Source organism: Corallococcus sp. NCSPR001 (assembly GCF_017309135.1).
Lineage (GTDB): Bacteria > Myxococcota > Myxococcia > Myxococcales > Myxococcaceae > Corallococcus.
Window position 1 is genome coordinate 8,859,015 of the sequence record NZ_JAFIMS010000002.1, and the last position, 16,370, is coordinate 8,875,384.

A 16,370-nucleotide genomic window follows, 5' to 3' on the forward strand; every position below is an offset into this window, starting at 1 on the left:
GCGGGACCCTAGGCCCCGGCCTTGTCCGGGTCGTCGTCGGGGTGGGCGTCGCCCATCACCGGCTGGTAGTCCCACGGGAAGACGAAGAGCGCGTCCGTGGACAGCCCCACGTGGTCCGGCGTGAAGCCCTCCGGCCGCGCGATGAGGCACGCGGTGCGGATCTCCTTCGCGCCCACCTTCTTCGCGAGCGCCGTGGCCAGCCCCAGCGTGTCCCCGCTGGAGGCGATGTCGTCCACGATGAGCACGCGGCAGCCCTTGAGCTCCGGCGACATCTCCTCGCTCACCTGCGGCTGGCCCCGCTCCGGGGTGCGCTCGGCCTTGTCGCGGCTGCGGCGGCTGATGCGCACGGGGTAGAACTTGCAGCCGAGCGCGCCCGCGAGCGCTCCGCCCACGTACACGCCGCCGTGGGCCACGCCCACCACCGCCTGCGGCTCCCACGCCTGACGGATGGTGCGCGCCAGTTGCTGCACCTTCCGGTCGAACTCCGCCCACGACAGCTCCACCACGCCGGTGGACTTGTGCCGGGACTGGTCGCGGCCGGTGGGTTGGCGCGGGGCCTCCACCTGGGGCGCCAGCACCATGTCATTGGGAATGGAGACGAGCTTCTCCGCCCCGTCCTTCTGGGCGGCGGAGGGCACGGAAGACTTCGGGGAAGGGTTGCGCTGGTCCTGGGACTTCGGCGGCGCTGCCCGCTTGATGGCCACGGCGAAAGCTCCGGGTGAGGTGCGGCCCTGTCATATCCCGAGCACCGGGCCCCCGCCACAACCGCCGCGCCTGCCTCCCCGGACGGTGTGAAGCGCTGAATCATCCGCTGTAGAAGCGGATGTCTGTCTTCACGTCAGGCGCTGCCCTCGGTGAGCATCTGCTGGATCTCCGCGCCGGGGATGACATAGCGCGTCGTGCAGAACTGGCAGGTGGCCTCCGCCTGGCCTTCCTTCTCCAGCAGGTCCTTCAGCTCCTCGCGGCCCATGGCGAGCAGCGCGAGCTTCACGCGGTCCCGGCTGCACGAGCAGGTGAAGCGCAGGGGATAGCGCGACATGATCTCCAGGTCCGCCTCCGGCACCAGTGAGCGCAGGAGTGTCGCCGCCCCGTCCTGTGCGTGCGCCTGCACGGCCGTCTGGAACTGCGCCCGGAGCCGGGTGCCCAGCGCCTTGAAGGCGTCCCGGTCCCCGTCGGGCAGGGGCTGCACGAGCAGGCCCACCACCGTGGCGAGCGCATCCTCCTGGCCGTCCACCAGGCCGGGCACCTGGGCCACCATCAGGTGCGAGGGCACCTGATCCGACTGGTGGAAGTAGCGCTCCAGGTCCGCCACCAGGTCGAAGTGCTCCAGCTCCACGGACGAGCGGTAGTACTCGCCGCCGCCCTGGTCGCGCAGCACGGACAGGAAGCCCTGGTTCCCCAGCACCGGGCGCCAGTGATAGCGCCCCTCCGAGCCGGTGTACTCCACCAGGGTGTTCTTCACGTAGCCGCGCACGACGCCGTTCGCGTCGCCGTCCACGAAGAGGCCGCGCAGGGGGCCGTCGCACTCCAGTTGCAGGTTGATCCGGGAGTCCGTGCCCTTGCGCAGCGACCCCATGAGGGCGGCGGCGGTGAGGCCCTGGGACAGGAGCGCGGCGGAGGCCGGCATGCTCTGGTGCGTGGCGCGGGCCTGGCGGGACAGGTCTCCGGTGGTGGCCAGCACCAGGCGCAGGTCCGACGCCTTCAACAATCCACTGACAAGCTCATCAGGCATAGGGCTGGTTAGCGTGCCCCACCCGTCCGCGCCCGCCAACGGAAGAGGGACTGGGACGGGACGCCCGCCTGGCGGCCAGCAGTCAGGGCGGGGGGCTGGCATCGCCAGGGCTTATGAGTCGGTGTTCCCCGGCTGGCACGGACCGGTGCGGAAGAAATCCAGCCAGCGTGACGGAACGGCTATAAACCGCCGGAAGGCCGTATCACCCAGGCCCTGACTTGGGCTCGCGGGGGTCCTCACCCCACCCGACCGCGCGCCCCGCTGGAGACTCGATGAGCACCCAAGCCACCGCCGAAGCCATCACCGACCGGACGCCCTTCTTGAAGTCGCGGCTGGGGTCGTTCCTCGCCGTGGTGCCCCTGAGCATCTGGGTCATCAACCATCTGTGGGACAACCTGTCCGCCTTCTACGGCGCGACGGCCTGGGAAAAGTCGGTGACGGAGTACGCGAACCCGTTCGCCCAGGCGTTCACGTTCATCATCGTCATGCTGCCGCTGCTCATCCACACGGCGTGGGGGCTGTTGCGCATCTTCACGATGAAGCCCAACAACCTCGCCTACAACAACTACGGCAACCTCAAGTACATCGTGCAGCGCGTGGCGGGCCTGGGCGTGCTCGCGTTCCTGGGCGCCCACATCTGGCTGGCCTTCCTGCAGCCGCGCCTGATGGAGGGTCACGCGGAGCCCTTCGCGGACATCGCGCGGGAGATGCACTACCACGGCCCCACGCTGATGGTTTACCTGCTGGGCACGCTGGGCACCTCGTACCACCTGGCCAACGGCCTGCAGACCTTCGGCATGGGCTGGGGCATCCTCGCGAGCGACCGCTCCATGCGCCGCTTCGAGCCCATCTCCATCCTCGTCTTCCTCGTCCTGCTGGCCATGTCCTGGGGCGCCATCTACGCGCTCTACACCGCGGGCGGGGCGTACAGCCCGGCGGGCCTGGACGTCGGCTGAGGCCTTCGGGCGGCAGGAAGCCGGAGCCTCGCGCTCCGGCGCTGAAAACACGACCGGCCGCCCCTGACATCCAGGAGCGGCCGGTTCGCTTTTCAGGGGAAGGCCCCCAGGGCGTTAGAACGGGATGTCGTCGTCCGCGCCGCCGTGGTTGCCGCCCATGCCGCCACCGTCATCCATGGGAGGCGGCGGCTGACCGTAGTCGTCACGCCCCTGACCGTAGCCGCCGTTGCCGCCCTGCTGCTGCCGGCGCCCACCGCCATTGCCGCCGCTGTAGCCCTCACCGGCGTCACGGCCGCCGAGGAAGGTGACGGAGGTGGCGACGACCTCGGTGGTGTAGTTCTTCTTGTTCTCCTTATCCATCCACTCGCGCGTCTGCAGACGGCCTTCGACGAAGCACTGCCGTCCCTTCTTGAGGTACTCGCCGCACAGCTCCGCGAGCTTTCCCCAGACGACGATGCGGTGCCACTCGGTGCGCTCCTGCTTCTGGCCGTTCTTGTCGTTCCAGCTCTCGCTCGTCGCGATGCGGAAGTTCGCCACGGCCTGACCGCCCGGGGTGAAGCGCACTTCGGGGTCCGCCCCGAGGTTGCCGATGAGAATGACCTTGTTCACGCCTCCAGCCATGTTTCCTCCCGATACCTGACCCCTCTAGGGCCAGGAACAAACCTGCGAGGCCACACGCCCCGACAGGTCCTTCAGCCCATAGCATCCACCACTGACATTCCCCGGGCCACTAAACGGCCGGGGGTGCCCGGGACGCACGTCCGCCTGCCCACCAGGCGGGAGGCCTCAAGGATTCCGGGGTGTTGGGAGGTGCCGCGAGCCGGCTGGGAGGACCGCCCGCCCGGACGGGGACGTCCGGGCGGAGGGATGCGGCGGTGGAGCCCTACCCGCCCGGGCGGAGGACGCCGGAGGCAGGGACCACGTTGGGCGTGGCGGAGGCCGGGGCGACCACCTGGACGGGCTGGGCGCGCTGGGAGGTCCGGGCCTCGGCCGTCTTGGTGGCGAGGGTGGAGTCCAGCCCCTTGGCGAAGGCGACGAGCTGCGGATCCGTCCCGCCGGAGCCCAGCTTGCGCAGGGACTTCCAGAACGGGTGGGAGGTGTCCCCGGTCTTCACCAGCCCCTGGGCCAGCAGCGGCACGGTCGCGTCGCGCTCCACGGCGCTGGCGGCGCGCAGGGCAACCACGAGCTCGTCCGGGGCGGTGCGGGCCACCTCGCCCAGGCCATCCGCCAGCTCGTCCTGCGCCTCAAGGTCGCGGGCGGTGCCGGCCGCGCGGCACAGCTCCAGCACGCGGGCCAGGGCCTCCGTGTTTCCGCCGGAGGCCAGCTCCACCATGCTGCTCACGCCGGGCACGCCCACGGACAGGGCGTGGGCCACCTGGCGCAGGCGGCCGTAGACGTCGTCCGTGGCGGAGTAGCTGTCCAGGAGCGTGCGGGTGCCCAGGTAGTCGTGGGGGTTGGACTGGTAGAGGCTCTCCGCCAGCACGGCGCGCACGGCGGGGTCGCGCTCGCTGCGCCACGCGGTGCGCAGGAAGCCGATGTTGCGTTGGTCGCGCTGCTTGCCCAGCTCCAGGTAGGTCTTCACGCGGTTGGCGATGTCCGGCAGGCCGCCCTGGGGCTTCTGGCCCTCGTTGAGCGAGGCCAGCGCGTTGTCCGGCCCCAGCGTGGAGCCGGTGGCGGCCACGGCGGCGCCCAGCGCGTCCATACCCGCGACGACGGGGCCGGCGCGGCCCGCGTAGTCGTTCACCATGATGGAGAAGGAGAACTTCTCTCCGCCCGCGGACTGCACGTAGCCGCTGAGCGCGGAGACGCCCTCCAGGGTGCCGGTCTTGGCGCGCAGCCGGCCCACGGCGTCCGTGCCGTCGAAGCGGTACTTGAGCGTGCCGTCCTTGCCGGCGATGCCCAGCGAGGACAGGTACTCCGGGGCCAGCGGGAAGCGCTCGTACATGTGGCGCAGCAGCCGGTCCACCTGCGCGGTGGAGAAGCGGTTGGCGTCATTGAGGCCGCTGCCGTTCTTCATCACGTAGGTGCCGCGGGGGATGCCCACGTCGCGGTCCAGGAACTCCTCCACCACGTCCACGCCCTTGGTGAACGAGCCCGGCTGGCCGCGCAGCTCCGCGCCCATCGTCTTGAGGAGCGTCTCCGCGATGAAGTTGCTGGACAGCTTGTTGAGGCGCTTGAGGACGATGTCGAACGTGTCCGACTGGGCCACGTACACGACCTTCGCGCGCGAGGGCGCCAGGCCCAGCTTCACCTTGCCCTTCACCTTCACGCCACGCGAGGCGAGCAGCTGCTTCAGCGTGTAGCCGAAGTACATGGGCGGGTTGTCGATCTTCTTCCAGACGCTGACGGCGCCGCGCTCGTCGGGGACCTGGCCCTTGACGATGATCTTCTGCTTGTCACCGAAGGCGGCGGACTTCACGGACAGGCGCCGCGCGCGGCCAGGGCCGCTGGAGACGGAGCTGTCCACGACGAAGTAGTCGCTGGGCGGCTCCATGTCCACCGCGGCCTTGCCGCCGGGAGCGGAGCGCACATACACGGCGATCGCGTTCCAGTTGAGGCTCACCGCGCCGGTGGGCGCCATGTACGCGCGGTCGGAGTCCTCCTGGTCGTAGCCGGGCGGGGTGCGCTCGGCGTCGAACCAGGAGTCGTCCACGACGATGTCCTGCACCTCCTTGAGGCCCGCGTGGAGCAGCTCGGAGGTCATGCCGTAGAGGCGCTCGGTGGTGACGGTGGGGTCACCCTTGCCGCGCACGTAGAGCGTCTTGACCTTGCCGTCGGAGGGCAGCTCCTGGTCGACGAGGAACTCCGTCTCGTAGCGGAACTCCGGCCCCAGGGCGACGAGCGCCGCGGAGGACGTGACGAGCTTCACGTTGGAGGCGGGGTTGAGCAGCTCGTCCGCGTTGTGGCTGAACACCACGGAGCCGTCGTCCAGGCTCTGCATGTGGACGCCGACGCGACTGCTCTTGAGCGCGGTGCGCTGCATGACCTGCACGAGCGCGTTCTTCAGCGCCTCGCGTTCGGCCTTTTTCTCGGCGGACGGCGACGCGGCCAGGGTGGCGGAAGGCAGCCACAAGACAATGGCGGTCGCTGCCCAGAAGGGTCTGGTTCGAAAAACCTGCACGCACGCTCCGGGGAAGTCGCGTTCCATTATGAAGAAGGGACGAAAGGGGCGGCAAGGGCGGGGGGAGGATCCACGTCCGCCGTTACCCTGCACGCCTGCCTGCTTCCTGGAAACAGGAAGAAGGCTGTCGCAGCATGGACGCCCCGCCTGACATCCACCTCGTGACAGACGCCATGCCTCCCCTGCCCTCCCGCGCCGCCCGGGTGTTCTTCATCGCGCTGGCGCTGGCGCTTGACTCCGGCTGCCGCGACCCGGCGCCTCCGGCGGGCATCACGGTGCTGTTGGAGGCCCCACCGGACAGCCTGGATGACCGCTTCGCCCTCACGGCCCATGGACAGCGGCTGGCGCAGCTCGTCAGCCCGGGGCTGCTCACCTTCGATGACGCGAGCCGGCCCGTGCCCCAGCTGGCGGAGTCCTTCCGGGAGGTCTCGCCCACGGTGATGGAGTTCGTCCTCCGCCCGGGGCTGACCTTCCACGACGGGAGCGCCCTCACCTCCGAGGACGTGAAGGCCACCTTCGATGCCCTGATGAATCCGAAGCTGGGCAGCCCCAAGCGCGAGCGGTACGAGCCGGTGGAGCGCGTGGAGGTGGTGGACGCCCGCACGGTGCGCTTCCACTTGAAGCGGCCCTATGCACCGCTGCTCGCGGAGCTGTCCGCGGCCATCCTGCCCGCGGAGCGCGTGGGCCCCGGAGGCATCGAGGCGCAGGGAGCGCACCCGGTGGGCGCGGGGCCGTTCCGGTTCGAGTCGTGGCCGGATGAAGAGCACCTGACGCTGGTCCCCTTCGAGGGCTGGCATGGAGGCAGGCCCGCCGTATCGAGGCTGACGTTCCGGGTGGTGCGGGACGAGACGACGCGGGTGCTGGAGCTGCTCAAGGGCCGCGCGGACCTGGTGGTGAACAACGTGTCCCCGGCGGTGCTGCCCGCGCTGCGGAAGGCGCCCCACCTGCGCGTGGTGACGAAGCCGGGCACGGGCTTCACGTACCTGGGAATCAACCTGCGCGAGGGGCCGCTCGCGGACGTGCGGGTGCGCCAGGCGCTGTGTCACCTCATCGACGTGCGCCCGCTGGTGGAGCACAAGCTGCACGGGCTGGCGGAGCCCGCATCCAGCATGCTGCCCCGCGAGCACTGGGCCTTCACGGAGACACCGGGCTGCGGCTACGCGCCGGAGGAGGCGGCCCGGCTGCTGGACGCTGCGGGGTATCCGGATCCGGACGGGCCCGGGGGACAGCCGAGATTGTCCTTCACCTTCAAGACGAGCACGGACCGCTTCCGGCGCGCGGTGGCGCTGGTGCTCAAGGAGCAGCTGGCGAAGGGCGGCATCGCGGTGGAGGTGCGGGCGCTGGAGTTCGGGACGTTCTTCGAGGACGTGCGCCGGGGGCGCTTCGAGCTGTTCACCTTGAAGTGGGCCGCCGTGATGGAGCCGGACCTGCTGCGGGGCGCGTTCCATTCCGCGAACATCCCCGGGCCGGAGAACCACTGGGGCGGGTTCAATCGCGGAGCCCTGAAGGACCCGAAGCTGGACCGGGTGCTGGACGCGGCGACGCAGGCGTCTCGCGAGGAGCGCAAGGCGCTGTACGCGGAGGCGCAGCGGGAGCTGGACGCCGACCTCCCCGTCATCCCGCTGTGGCATGAGGCCAGCGTCGCGGTGGTGTCCTCGCGGCTCGCGGACTTCGAGCCCAGCGCGCACGGACTGCTGCTGCCGCTGGCGAAGGCGCGGGAAGTGACGCCGTGACCCGGAGGCTCGTGTCCGCGCTCATCGCGATGGTGGGGGCGCTGCTGCTGGTATCGCTGTTCCTGCACCTCGTGCCTGGGGACCCGGTGGACGTGATGCTGGGCGAGCAGGCGACGCAGGTGGACCGCGCGGCGCTGCGGCAGGCCGTGGGGTTGGACCTGCCGTGGTACGCGCAGCTCTGGACGTTCGCGCGCGACCTGGCCACCGGGGAGCTGCGCACGTCGCTGCCTCCGTTCCAGCGCAAGGTGCTCCCGGCCCTGGGCGCGGCGCTGCCTTACACGCTGCTGCTCACGGTGTCGGCCATGGCGGTGTCCCTGGTGCTGGCGCTGCCCCTGGGCGTGATGGCGGCGGCGCGGCGAGGGACGCCCGTGGACGCGGCGGCGATGGGCGTGTCCGTGGCGGGTATCGCCCTGCCCCGCTTCTGGTTGGGCCCGGTGCTCATCATCCTCTTCGCGCTGAAGCTGGACTGGCTGCCCGTGTCGGGCGCGGAGTCGTGGCGGAACCTGGTGCTGCCCGCGTTCACGCTGGGCACAGGGCTGGCGGCGTTCCTCGCCCGGATGACGCGCGCGACGATGTTGGAGGTGCTGCACGAGGACTACGTCACGGTGGCCCGGGCCAAGGGCCTGTCGCCTCGCGTGGTGCTGTGGAAGCACGCGTTCCGCAACGCGCTGCTGCCGCTGGTGACCGTGCTGGGCCTGGAGTTCGGCGCGCTGCTCGGCGGCGCCATCGTGACGGAGAAGGTGTTCGCGTGGCCGGGCATGGGCACGCTGCTGCTCACCGCCATCGAGAAGCGCGACTACAACACCGTGCGCGCCACGGTGCTCCTCTTCACGTTCTGCTACGTCGTGGTCAACACGCTCACCGACCTGACGTATGCGTGGGTGGACCCGCGCGTGCGGAGGCGCTCATGAGCGCGGCGCGCCGCTTCCGGTTGCACTCGTGGGGCGCCCGGTTCGGGCTCGCCGTGGCGTGCGTCTGGGTGTTCACCGCGCTGTTCGCGCCGTGGCTCAGCCCTCACGCGCCGGACGCCATCGACCTCACGCGCGAGCTGTCGCCCCCGACGCCCGGCCATCTTCTGGGCACGGGGGAGAACGGCATCGACGTGCTCACGCACGTGCTGTACGGCGCGCGGGTGTCGCTGGAGGTGTCCTTCTTCGCCGTGGTGCTGTCCGCCGCGGTGGGCATCACGCTGGGCGGCATCGCGGGCTACGCGGGCGGGCTCGTGGACGAGGCGCTGATGCGGGGGGTGGACGTGCTGCTCGCGTTCCCCGGCATCCTGCTGGCGCTGTTCATCACCGCGGTGCTGGGTCCCAGCCTCGCCAACGTGGTGTTCGCCCTGTCCTTCACCGGGTGGACGGGCTACGCGCGGCTGACGCGTGGACAGGTGCTCACCCTGCGCGAGCGGGACTACGTGCAGGCGGCGCGGGCGCTGGGCAGCGGTCCGGGCCGCATCCTCGTGAGGCACCTGCTGCCCAACGCGGCGGGGCCACTGCTCGTGCAGGCGACGTTCGCGCTGCCAGGCGCCATCGTCGCGGAGGCGTCCCTGAGCTTCCTCGGCCTGGGCGTCCCCCCGGGCACGCCGTCCTGGGGCGCGCTGGTGGACCAGGGGACGCAGTACCTGCTGGTGGCGCCGCACGTGGCCCTCTTCCCCGGCATCGCGCTGGCGGTCACCGTGCTGGGCTTCAACCTGCTGGGCGACGCGCTTCGCGACGCGATGGATCCCCGTCACGAAGGGCGCTGACTTGAAGGCCCCGGGCGTCCCTGGCAGGAAGCAGGGACGAAAGGGAGTCAATCCATGAAGGCCGTGGTGCAGCGGGTCCTGGAAGCGTCGGTGACGGTGGACGGACAGCGTGTGAGCGAGATGGGCCCGGGCCTGCTCGTGCTCCTGGGCGTGGGCAAGGGCGACACCGACGCGGACATGACGTGGATGGTGGAGAAGCTGGCCACGCTGCGCATCTTCGAGGACGCCAACGAGAAGATGAACCTGTCGCTGGAGGACACCTCCAAGCAGCTCATCGTCGTCAGCCAGTTCACGCTCTATGGCGATGCGCGCAAGGGCCGCCGGCCCAGCTTCATCGAAGCGATGGAGCCCGTCGCCGCCAAGGCCCTCTACGAGCGCACCTGCGAAGCGCTGCGCCAGCGCGGCCTCACCGTGGGCACCGGCATCTTCGCCGCGGACATGAAGGTCGCGCTCGTCAACGACGGGCCCGTCACCATCCTGCTGGAGAGCCCGCCGAAGGCCGCGCCTCCGGCCTAGCGCACGTCCAGCGTGCGGCGGAAGAAGGCCACGCCCTCCGCGTTCGTACTCGCGTGCGAGGCCGGGCGCGTCCCCGCCACCGGGTCTCGGCACAGCATGGCGATGACCTTGAAGCCCTTCGGGTAGCACTCGGGCAGGAAGGTGAAGTGCCCGGCGTCGTCCAGGACCACCGTCGTCGTGGTCGCGGCCGGCAGCAGCCCTGCCAGGTGCATGCCGTGCCCTTCGTGGGGCATCAGCTCGTCGCCCTTCGCGAGCACCAGCTCCACGGGCTTCTGGATGTCGGCGGTGTCGCGCGCCTCGAAGGAGGCCGCCATGCCCGGCGCCATCGCGAACGCGGCCTTCACTCGCGGGTCCAGGTATGACGCCCGCGCGTGCTTCATGTCGATGCGGCTGTAGTCCACGTCCCGCAGGCCTTCGCAGCCAATCTCCTCCTTTGTTCCCGGCGTCTTGCAGCGCTTCTCAATCCACTCCAGGTTCAGGTTCAGCCCCACGAGCGCCAGCGCCGTGTAGCCGCCCATGGAGTGTCCCGCCGCGCCGATGCGCGCTGGATCCACGCGTGGGCCCCACTTCGCATCCTTCAGCAGGTGGTCCAGGACGACCGTGAAGTCCTGCGGGCGTTCGTAGGCGCGCGCGAAGCCCTCCGGGCTCGTGTCTCCGAACGTGTTGCCCGGATGGTTCAGCCCCACCACGACGAAGCCGTGCGCCGCCAGGTTCGAACCGAACCAGGCCAGGTCCATCACCGAGCCGCCGCTGCCGTGCGACAGCAGCACCACCGGCCAGCGCTCCTGAGCGTCCGACAGCGGTGCGTCCTTCGCGCCATAGAAGGGCTTGAACACGTCCGACGGCGCGCGGTTGTCCATCGGCGTGCCCGGGGACACCGGGTACCAGACCCACGGCTTCAGCGTGCGGCGGCGGACCGCGTCCTCGTATGTCAGCGACTGCGTGACGCCCACCGCGTAGGCCGCGTCCGCGCCGTAGAGCGACGTGTGGTCCGTGCGCGGAGCCTCCGTGGCCTTCTTCGCGGAGGAACAGCCGCCCGTCAGCAGCACGGAGACGAGGAGGACGGGACCCATCGGAGAGAGCAGACGGAACATGGCCCCGGAGCATGGCTGGGAATGGCGGAGCAGGGAATCCCGGAAGACGCCCATCCGCCTCGGCTCAGTGACGCCTGCTCAGCGGACGTCCAGCGTGCGGCGGAAGAACGCCACGGCCTCCGCCTGCGTGCGCGCATGCGTGGCCGCGCGCGTCCCGGCGACCGCATCCCGGCACAGCGGAGGCGCGACCTCGAAGCCCAGCGGCATGCACTCGGGCAGGAAGCTGAAGTGCGCCGCGTCGTCGAGCACCACCGTCTTCGCCGCGGGCAGCTGACCCGCCAGCTTCATGCCCATGAGCTCGTGCGGCATCAGCTCGTCCCCCTTCGCGAGCACCAGCTCCACCGGCCTCTGGATGTCCGCCAGGTCCCGCGCCTCGTAGGAGCCCGCCATGCCCGGCGCCATCGCGAAGGCCGCCTTCACTCGCGGGTCCCGGTACGACGCACGCGCGACGGCCATGTCGATGCGGCTGTAGTCCACGTCCCGCAGGCCCTCACAGCCCACGTGGTCGCGGGTCTCCGGCGCGGTGCAGCCCTCGGCGATCCATTGCAGGTTCATGCGCGCGCCCACCAGCGCCAACGCCGTGTAGCCGCCCATGGAGTGTCCCGCCGCGCCAATGCGGTCCGGATCCATGCGCGGCCCCCACTTCGCATCCTTCAGCAGGTGGTCGAGCAGGACCGAGAAGTCCCGGGGCCGCTCATAACCGCGCGCATAGCCCTCCGGGCTGTCGTCCCCGTAGGTGTTGCCCGGGTGGTTCACCGACACGACGAGGAAGCCGTGCGCAGCCAGGTGCGCCCCAAGCCAGGACATGTTGATGGCCGTGCCCCCGCTGCCGTGCGACAGCAGCACCACCGGCCAGCGCTCGTGCGCGTCCGACACCGGCGCGTCCTTCGCGCCGAGGAAGGGGGCGAAGATGGCGGACGTCTTCTGCGTCTCCATCCGCGTACCGGGTGCCGCCGGATACCAGACCACCGCCTTCAACGAACGGTGTCGCGCGGCGTCCTCCACCGTCAGCGACGAGAGCCCCACCGCGTAGGCCGCGTCCGCGCCGTAGGGGGACGCAGGGACGGATGTAGCGGCCGGCCCGGCACCGCGCGAGGAAGCACAGCCGCCCGTCAGCAGGGCCGCGGAGATCAGCAACACCACGCGGGAGGGACATCGCGAGGAGAGGGACATGGGCGGATTCTTCCGGGCCCTCGGTGGGCCTCAAGTGGATTTCGAGCGCGAACGACACATGGGCTCCAGCGGACACGGCTGGCACGAGCGCCTGTCGTCCCTACGGCGTGGAAGGAGGCTCCATTGCGGAGGGAGTCGCGCGGCTCACAGCCGCACGGTGGTCCCGCGTGTCACCAGCGCGGCCAGCCCCTGCTTCGTCTGCGCGGCGGTGCGCAGGTGCAGCGTGAGCGCGCCCAGCTCGCGGATCCACGTGGCCGCGTTCGGGCCCAGGCCGGAGAACAGCACGGACAGGGGCGGCGGCTGGGGCAGCTTCCCCGTCCAGTAGCCCAAGACCTCGTCGCGCTCCGGCAGCACCGGCAGCTTCAGGCGCTCCTGCTCCCGCGACATCAGCCGCTCCAGCTTGCGCGGCAGGTTCACCTGCCAGTGCAACACCGTCTTCGCCGGCCGCCAGGCCCAGTCCGCGAAGGCGAACCGCTCACGGACCGCGTACTCCCCGCGGCCCTGCGTGACGAAGACGCGGTCCGGCGGGAACTCCGGGAAGGGGTCCCACTGCCCGGCCAGGAGCGACGCCAGCCCCTGCTCGCCCGGGGGGCGCCGGCGGAAGTTGTCCCGCACCACGCGCGCCGCCTTCGTGTCCCAGTAGGGATAGGCCGGGTCCTCCACCATCAGCGCCAGGTTCAGCGCCTCGTCCCACTCGTCCGCGTAGCCGCCGGGGGACCCGCCCACCTCCCAGCCGCCGGGCGCCTCGCGCCAGGGCTGGAACACCAGCCGGTCCACCAGGTCCATCCACCCGTCCGAGTCCACCGACCCCACGCCCCCCGGCAACGCCGACGAGGCCAGCCGCTGGCAGAGCGTGAACGCCTGCGCGTCACCCAGGTGGTTGGACAGGGCCTCCAGCGCGCCGGAGGCATCCCCCATGGCGCGCGTGAAGAACGGCAGCACCAGCTCATGGAAGAAACGGTCGTTGATGGGACGCAGGACGACGTCCATGCGGGGCGTCTCCTGTCAGGCCCTCAGGGCCGCGCGTCTTCCTGGACGATGAGGGCGTGGATGTCCGCGGCCGAGGGCGCCTCCAGGATGGCCGCCCGGAAGCGCGGGTTCTTGAAGAGGCGCGAGATGCGCGCCAGCGCCTTCAGGTGCACCCCCGCGCTGTTCTCCGGCGCCACCAGCGCGAAGAACAGGTGCGTGGGCTTGCCGTCGATGGACTCGAAGTCCACCCCCGCGCGCGACACGCAGAAGGCCGCCTGGAGGCTGTCCATGCCCGCCAGCTTGCCGTGGGGGATGGCCACGCCTTCGCCAATGCCCGTGCTGCCCAGCTTCTCGCGTTCCTGGAGCACCGCCACCAGCCGGTCCTCGCGCAGATTCGGATGCGCCCGGGCCAGCGTGGCACTCAGCTCGCGCAGCACCTCCGGTTTCGTGCGGGCCTGCATGTCCGCGACGACCGCCTGGGGGCTGAGGAAATCGGCGATTCTCAATGGCGCTCCCGCACTGGCGCTCCGGGCCGGCAATGATTCCTCGGCCGGCAATTACTCCTCACACTGGATTCGCGCAAGGGTGGCCTGGGCGGTGACAGGCGCTTCGCTCACTGCGCGTCAGCCCGGGCCGTTCCCCTACACCCCGGGTCCCGGGGTCCGGGCTCGGAGATGCTCTCCCCGGACCCGGTCCCCCGCGGCACGGACGGTTGCCCGTCAGGTGCCGGTGGCGGCCACCGGCGCGTCAGGCAGGTGCGGCTCGATGAGGCCGAACCCACCCTCCTTGCGGCGGTAGACGATGGACAGCGCCTGGGACTGCTGGTTCTGGAACACGTAGAAGTCGTTGTTCATCAAGTTCATCTGCATCACGGCGTCGTCCACGGACAACGACTGGATGGCCAGGTGCGTGGTGCGCACCAGGCGGGCGACGCCCGACTCGGCCACCGGCGCCTGGGCGGCGGGCGCGGAAGCCTCGGCGGTCTCCTCCGGCTCGTGGACCTCGAAGACGTCGTGGCGGACCTTCACCAGGTCCTGGCGGTGGTGGACCTTCTCCTTGCCGTGGTGCGACTTGAGCTTGTCGCGGTAGCGGCGCAGCTGCCGTTCGATCTTGTCCATCGCCAGGTCGATGGACGCGTACATGTCATCGCTCTTCTCACGCCCCCGGAGGACCCAGGCGCCGGAGTGGATGGTGATGTCCGCGTGGTGCAGGTGCCGCTCCAACGACAGCACCACGTGGGCTTCACCCGCCCGGTCCAGCAGTCGGTTCACCCGCTCGACCTTTTCACGGGCGTACTCCTTCAGGGAATCCGACGATCCGAACTGACGGAAGGTGATGTTGAGCTGCATGCGTGGCTGCCTCCTATGGAGAGAGGTAAGCTCCGTGACAGATCAGAAACGGAGCCCACGCCGAAAGCAACCCGGCCCCCCAGGTTGGAACTTCCCGTTCATGGCTCGCGCTCGCGAAAGCGACCGCCACAGGACACGTCTGGTGTCCGCTGCCTGTCACGGCGGGGGGATTCCGACCCGGGCCTCATTTTCCGGTCCGCCATCCCCCACACCGCGTGCGTGGCGCTCAGGCGAGCAACATGCCTCCGGTGACGCCCAGGATGTCGCCGTTGACGAAGCGCGACTCGTCACACGCGAGGAACACGTAGCTGGGCGCCAGCTCCGCGGGCTGCGCGGGCCTGCCCGTGGGCGAGCTCTTGCCGAACTCCTTCACCTTCTCCCCGTCGTAGGACTGGGGAATCAGCGGCGTCCACACGGGGCCCGGCGCCACGGCGTTGACGCGGATGCCGCGGCCGATGAGCTCCTGGGACAGGCCCTTGGTGAAGGTGACGATGGCGCCCTTCGTGGTCGCGTAGTCGAGGATGGAGGGCGTGGGCTGGTACGCCTGGATGGACGCGGTGTTGATGATGGTCGCGCCCGGCTTCATGTGCGGCAGCGCGTACTTCACCAGGTGGAACATCGCGAGGATGTTGACCTTGAAGGCGCGCTCCACGCGCTCCGCTTCCAGCTCCTCGAACTTCTCCACCGCCTTGCCCTGGTAGGCCGCGTTGTTCACGAGCACGTCGATGCGGCCGAACTTCTTCACCGTGTCCTCGACGATGCGCTTGCAGGTGGCCTCCAGGGCCATGTCGCCCGCGAGCGCCAGCGCCTGCCGTCCGGAGCCCTCAATCACGCGGCGGGTGTGGTTGGCGTCGTCGCCTTCGCTGAGGTACGCGAACGCCACGTCCGCGCCCTCGCGCGCGAAGGCCAGGCACACCGCGCGGCCAATGCCACTGTCTCCGCCCGTCACCAGCGCGACGCGGTCCTGCAGCCGGCCGAAGCCCTTGTACGACTGCTCGCCGTAGTCAGGCTCCGGCTCCATGCGGCCTTCGTGGCCGGGAGAGGGCTGCGTCTGCTCCGGGAAGGGCGGCTTGGGGCCGGCGTCGCGGGGATCGGGGTTGCGGGCCATGTCTTCGCTCCGTGGGAAAGGCGTTTCCACACGGTGGAGGCGCTGGCATGGAGCGGCAATCACGCGCGGGCCGCCTGCCCGCCCGCCTCAGGGCACCACGGAGAGCACGAAGTCCTGCGAGTGGTAGATGGCGCCCGAGCACGACGCCACGCCCGTGCACTCGCTCACCACGCCCTCCAGGTCCGCGCCCAGCGTCAGGGTGTGGTTCGCCTGCGGGGTGCCCGCGGCGATGGTGACGGTGGCCTTGGTGCCATCCTGCGTGACGGGCAGCACGCCGGGCGCGCGGCCCCCTTCGCGCAACAGCAGCGCCTCCACCGGACCGGGCACCTCCGTGGAAGGCTCCCAGAGGAAGTCATAGGACTGCCCCACGCGCAGCTTGTCCGGGGTGCCTTCCCCCTGGAACGTGAACTTGCGCTTGGCCTTGGCGTTCTTCACCACCAGGCGCACGGTGCTGGAGGCGTCCTGCAACTGCACGACGATGTCCTCCACCGGCTCGCGGCCCCAGGCGGCCGGGTCGAAGTTGAAGTAGACGCGGCTGTTCTCACACGCCTCCGAGCGCCCGCCCACGTCCGACGCGCCGCCCGGCACCAGCGTCATGGGCTGGCCGTTGAGGGTGGCCGTCACGTCGTCGGCGAAGCGCGAGCACGGGCCGTCTGGCGCCACCGTGTAGCTGGCCGTGAAGCGGTGCGCGCCCTGCGCGTCCGGCGTCTCCGCGTCATCCACGTCCGCCAGCGCGAAGATGAGCGAGCGGTCCGACAGCTCCGCCAGCGTCATGACCTTCGTCTCGCCGCCGCTGCACCCGGTAAGCGCCACGAGCGCCCCCAGGACGGTGAAGCGGGACACGGTTCGACGCGGGCTCGGAGCAATGAAGGTCATGG

The 16,370-nt window shown here is 70.4% G+C and carries 16 protein-coding genes; 5 read left to right on the top strand and 11 right to left on the bottom strand.

Features of this window, described 5'->3' with window-relative positions; translation table 11 throughout:
• Nucleotides 1-8 precede the first annotated feature (8 nt).
• Both JYJ93_RS37690 and JYJ93_RS37695 read right to left on the bottom strand, forming a co-directional pair.
• Complete coding sequence (locus JYJ93_RS37690; RefSeq protein ID WP_206799544.1) at nucleotides 9-704, bottom strand: phosphoribosyltransferase family protein; 696 nt, start codon at nucleotides 702-704, stop codon at nucleotides 9-11.
• A gap of 134 nt (nucleotides 705-838) precedes the next feature.
• Complete coding sequence (locus tag JYJ93_RS37695; protein ID WP_206799545.1) at nucleotides 839-1,732, bottom strand: Hsp33 family molecular chaperone HslO; 894 nt, start codon at nucleotides 1,730-1,732, stop codon at nucleotides 839-841.
• A 272-nt stretch (nucleotides 1,733-2,004) separates the two neighbouring features.
• Between JYJ93_RS37695 and JYJ93_RS37700 the strand changes: the two genes are divergently transcribed.
• Entirely contained in the window at nucleotides 2,005-2,688 is a 684-nt protein-coding gene (locus JYJ93_RS37700; RefSeq protein ID WP_206799546.1) for a succinate dehydrogenase, read from the top strand.
• A gap of 114 nt (nucleotides 2,689-2,802) precedes the next feature.
• On the opposite strand, the gene JYJ93_RS37705 is transcribed toward JYJ93_RS37700, so the two are convergent.
• Both JYJ93_RS37705 and dacB read right to left on the bottom strand, forming a co-directional pair.
• A complete protein-coding gene (locus JYJ93_RS37705) occupies nucleotides 2,803-3,309 on the bottom strand; it encodes a single-stranded DNA-binding protein (protein ID WP_206799547.1) in 507 nt (168 codons plus the stop codon).
• A 262-nt stretch (nucleotides 3,310-3,571) separates the two neighbouring features.
• A complete protein-coding gene (gene dacB, locus JYJ93_RS37710; protein WP_206799548.1) occupies nucleotides 3,572-5,836 on the bottom strand; it encodes a D-alanyl-D-alanine carboxypeptidase/D-alanyl-D-alanine-endopeptidase in 2,265 nt (754 codons plus the stop codon).
• Nucleotides 5,837-5,943: 107 nt separating this feature from the next.
• Here dacB and JYJ93_RS37715 point away from each other — a divergent pair, with 107 nt between their 5' ends.
• From JYJ93_RS37715 to dtd, 4 genes are read left to right on the top strand one after another with little or no spacing between them, the layout of a single operon-like run.
• A complete protein-coding gene (locus tag JYJ93_RS37715; RefSeq protein ID WP_206799549.1) occupies nucleotides 5,944-7,542 on the top strand; it encodes an ABC transporter substrate-binding protein in 1,599 nt (532 codons plus the stop codon).
• The gene (locus tag JYJ93_RS37720) at nucleotides 7,539-8,453 is read left to right on the top strand and encodes an ABC transporter permease (RefSeq protein WP_206799550.1); all 915 of its coding nucleotides are present in this window, start codon (nucleotides 7,539-7,541) and stop codon (nucleotides 8,451-8,453) included. The genes JYJ93_RS37715 and JYJ93_RS37720 overlap by 4 nt, the downstream gene beginning before the upstream one ends.
• Entirely contained in the window at nucleotides 8,450-9,283 is an 834-nt protein-coding gene (locus JYJ93_RS37725) for an ABC transporter permease (RefSeq protein ID WP_206799551.1), read from the top strand. The genes JYJ93_RS37720 and JYJ93_RS37725 overlap by 4 nt, the downstream gene beginning before the upstream one ends.
• A gap of 54 nt (nucleotides 9,284-9,337) precedes the next feature.
• Entirely contained in the window at nucleotides 9,338-9,799 is a 462-nt protein-coding gene (dtd, locus tag JYJ93_RS37730; RefSeq protein ID WP_206799553.1) for a D-aminoacyl-tRNA deacylase, read from the top strand.
• On the opposite strand, the gene JYJ93_RS37735 is transcribed toward dtd, so the two are convergent.
• The 7 genes from JYJ93_RS37735 to JYJ93_RS37765 form a co-directional block, all read right to left on the bottom strand.
• The gene (locus JYJ93_RS37735; protein ID WP_242544074.1) at nucleotides 9,796-10,893 is read right to left on the bottom strand and encodes an alpha/beta fold hydrolase; all 1,098 of its coding nucleotides are present in this window, start codon (nucleotides 10,891-10,893) and stop codon (nucleotides 9,796-9,798) included. The genes dtd and JYJ93_RS37735 overlap by 4 nt on opposite strands.
• A gap of 78 nt (nucleotides 10,894-10,971) precedes the next feature.
• The gene (locus JYJ93_RS37740) at nucleotides 10,972-12,066 is read right to left on the bottom strand and encodes an alpha/beta fold hydrolase (protein WP_206799555.1); all 1,095 of its coding nucleotides are present in this window, start codon (nucleotides 12,064-12,066) and stop codon (nucleotides 10,972-10,974) included.
• Nucleotides 12,067-12,210: 144 nt separating this feature from the next.
• Complete coding sequence (locus tag JYJ93_RS37745; RefSeq protein WP_206799557.1) at nucleotides 12,211-13,056, bottom strand: hypothetical protein; 846 nt, start codon at nucleotides 13,054-13,056, stop codon at nucleotides 12,211-12,213.
• A gap of 23 nt (nucleotides 13,057-13,079) precedes the next feature.
• The gene (locus tag JYJ93_RS37750; protein WP_120576835.1) at nucleotides 13,080-13,541 is read right to left on the bottom strand and encodes a PTS sugar transporter subunit IIA; all 462 of its coding nucleotides are present in this window, start codon (nucleotides 13,539-13,541) and stop codon (nucleotides 13,080-13,082) included.
• Between the two features lie 213 nt (nucleotides 13,542-13,754).
• On the bottom strand, nucleotides 13,755-14,384 hold the full coding sequence (gene raiA / locus JYJ93_RS37755; protein ID WP_206799558.1) for a ribosome-associated translation inhibitor RaiA: 630 nt from the start codon (nucleotides 14,382-14,384) through the stop codon (nucleotides 13,755-13,757).
• A gap of 226 nt (nucleotides 14,385-14,610) precedes the next feature.
• Nucleotides 14,611-15,492: an SDR family oxidoreductase gene (locus JYJ93_RS37760; RefSeq protein ID WP_206799559.1), complete on the bottom strand. Its 882-nt coding sequence runs from the start codon at nucleotides 15,490-15,492 to the stop codon at nucleotides 14,611-14,613.
• Between the two features lie 87 nt (nucleotides 15,493-15,579).
• Nucleotides 15,580-16,368: a hypothetical protein gene (locus JYJ93_RS37765; protein ID WP_206799560.1), complete on the bottom strand. Its 789-nt coding sequence runs from the start codon at nucleotides 16,366-16,368 to the stop codon at nucleotides 15,580-15,582.
• Nucleotides 16,369-16,370: the final 2 nt, after the last annotated feature.

Excerpts from the sequence above, each read along its gene's own strand:
- JYJ93_RS37695 (WP_206799545.1), bottom strand. The coding sequence starts at position 1,732 with ATGCCTGATGAGCTTGTCAGTGGATTGTTGAAGGCGTCGGACCTGCGC.
- JYJ93_RS37700 (WP_206799546.1), top strand. The coding sequence starts at position 2,005 with ATGAGCACCCAAGCCACCGCCGAAGCCATCACCGACCGGACGCCCTTC.
- JYJ93_RS37705 (WP_206799547.1), bottom strand. The coding sequence starts at position 3,309 with ATGGCTGGAGGCGTGAACAAGGTCATTCTCATCGGCAACCTCGGGGCG.
- dacB (WP_206799548.1), bottom strand. The coding sequence starts at position 5,836 with ATGGAACGCGACTTCCCCGGAGCGTGCGTGCAGGTTTTTCGAACCAGA.
- JYJ93_RS37715 (WP_206799549.1), top strand. The coding sequence starts at position 5,944 with ATGGACGCCCCGCCTGACATCCACCTCGTGACAGACGCCATGCCTCCC.
- JYJ93_RS37725 (WP_206799551.1), top strand. The coding sequence starts at position 8,450 with ATGAGCGCGGCGCGCCGCTTCCGGTTGCACTCGTGGGGCGCCCGGTTC.
- dtd (WP_206799553.1), top strand. The coding sequence starts at position 9,338 with ATGAAGGCCGTGGTGCAGCGGGTCCTGGAAGCGTCGGTGACGGTGGAC.
- JYJ93_RS37735 (WP_242544074.1), bottom strand. The coding sequence starts at position 10,893 with ATGTTCCGTCTGCTCTCTCCGATGGGTCCCGTCCTCCTCGTCTCCGTG.
- JYJ93_RS37740 (WP_206799555.1), bottom strand. The coding sequence starts at position 12,066 with ATGTCCCTCTCCTCGCGATGTCCCTCCCGCGTGGTGTTGCTGATCTCC.
- JYJ93_RS37745 (WP_206799557.1), bottom strand. The coding sequence starts at position 13,056 with ATGGACGTCGTCCTGCGTCCCATCAACGACCGTTTCTTCCATGAGCTG.
- raiA (WP_206799558.1), bottom strand. The coding sequence starts at position 14,384 with ATGCAGCTCAACATCACCTTCCGTCAGTTCGGATCGTCGGATTCCCTG.
- JYJ93_RS37760 (WP_206799559.1), bottom strand. The coding sequence starts at position 15,492 with ATGGCCCGCAACCCCGATCCCCGCGACGCCGGCCCCAAGCCGCCCTTC.
- JYJ93_RS37765 (WP_206799560.1), bottom strand. The coding sequence starts at position 16,368 with ATGACCTTCATTGCTCCGAGCCCGCGTCGAACCGTGTCCCGCTTCACC.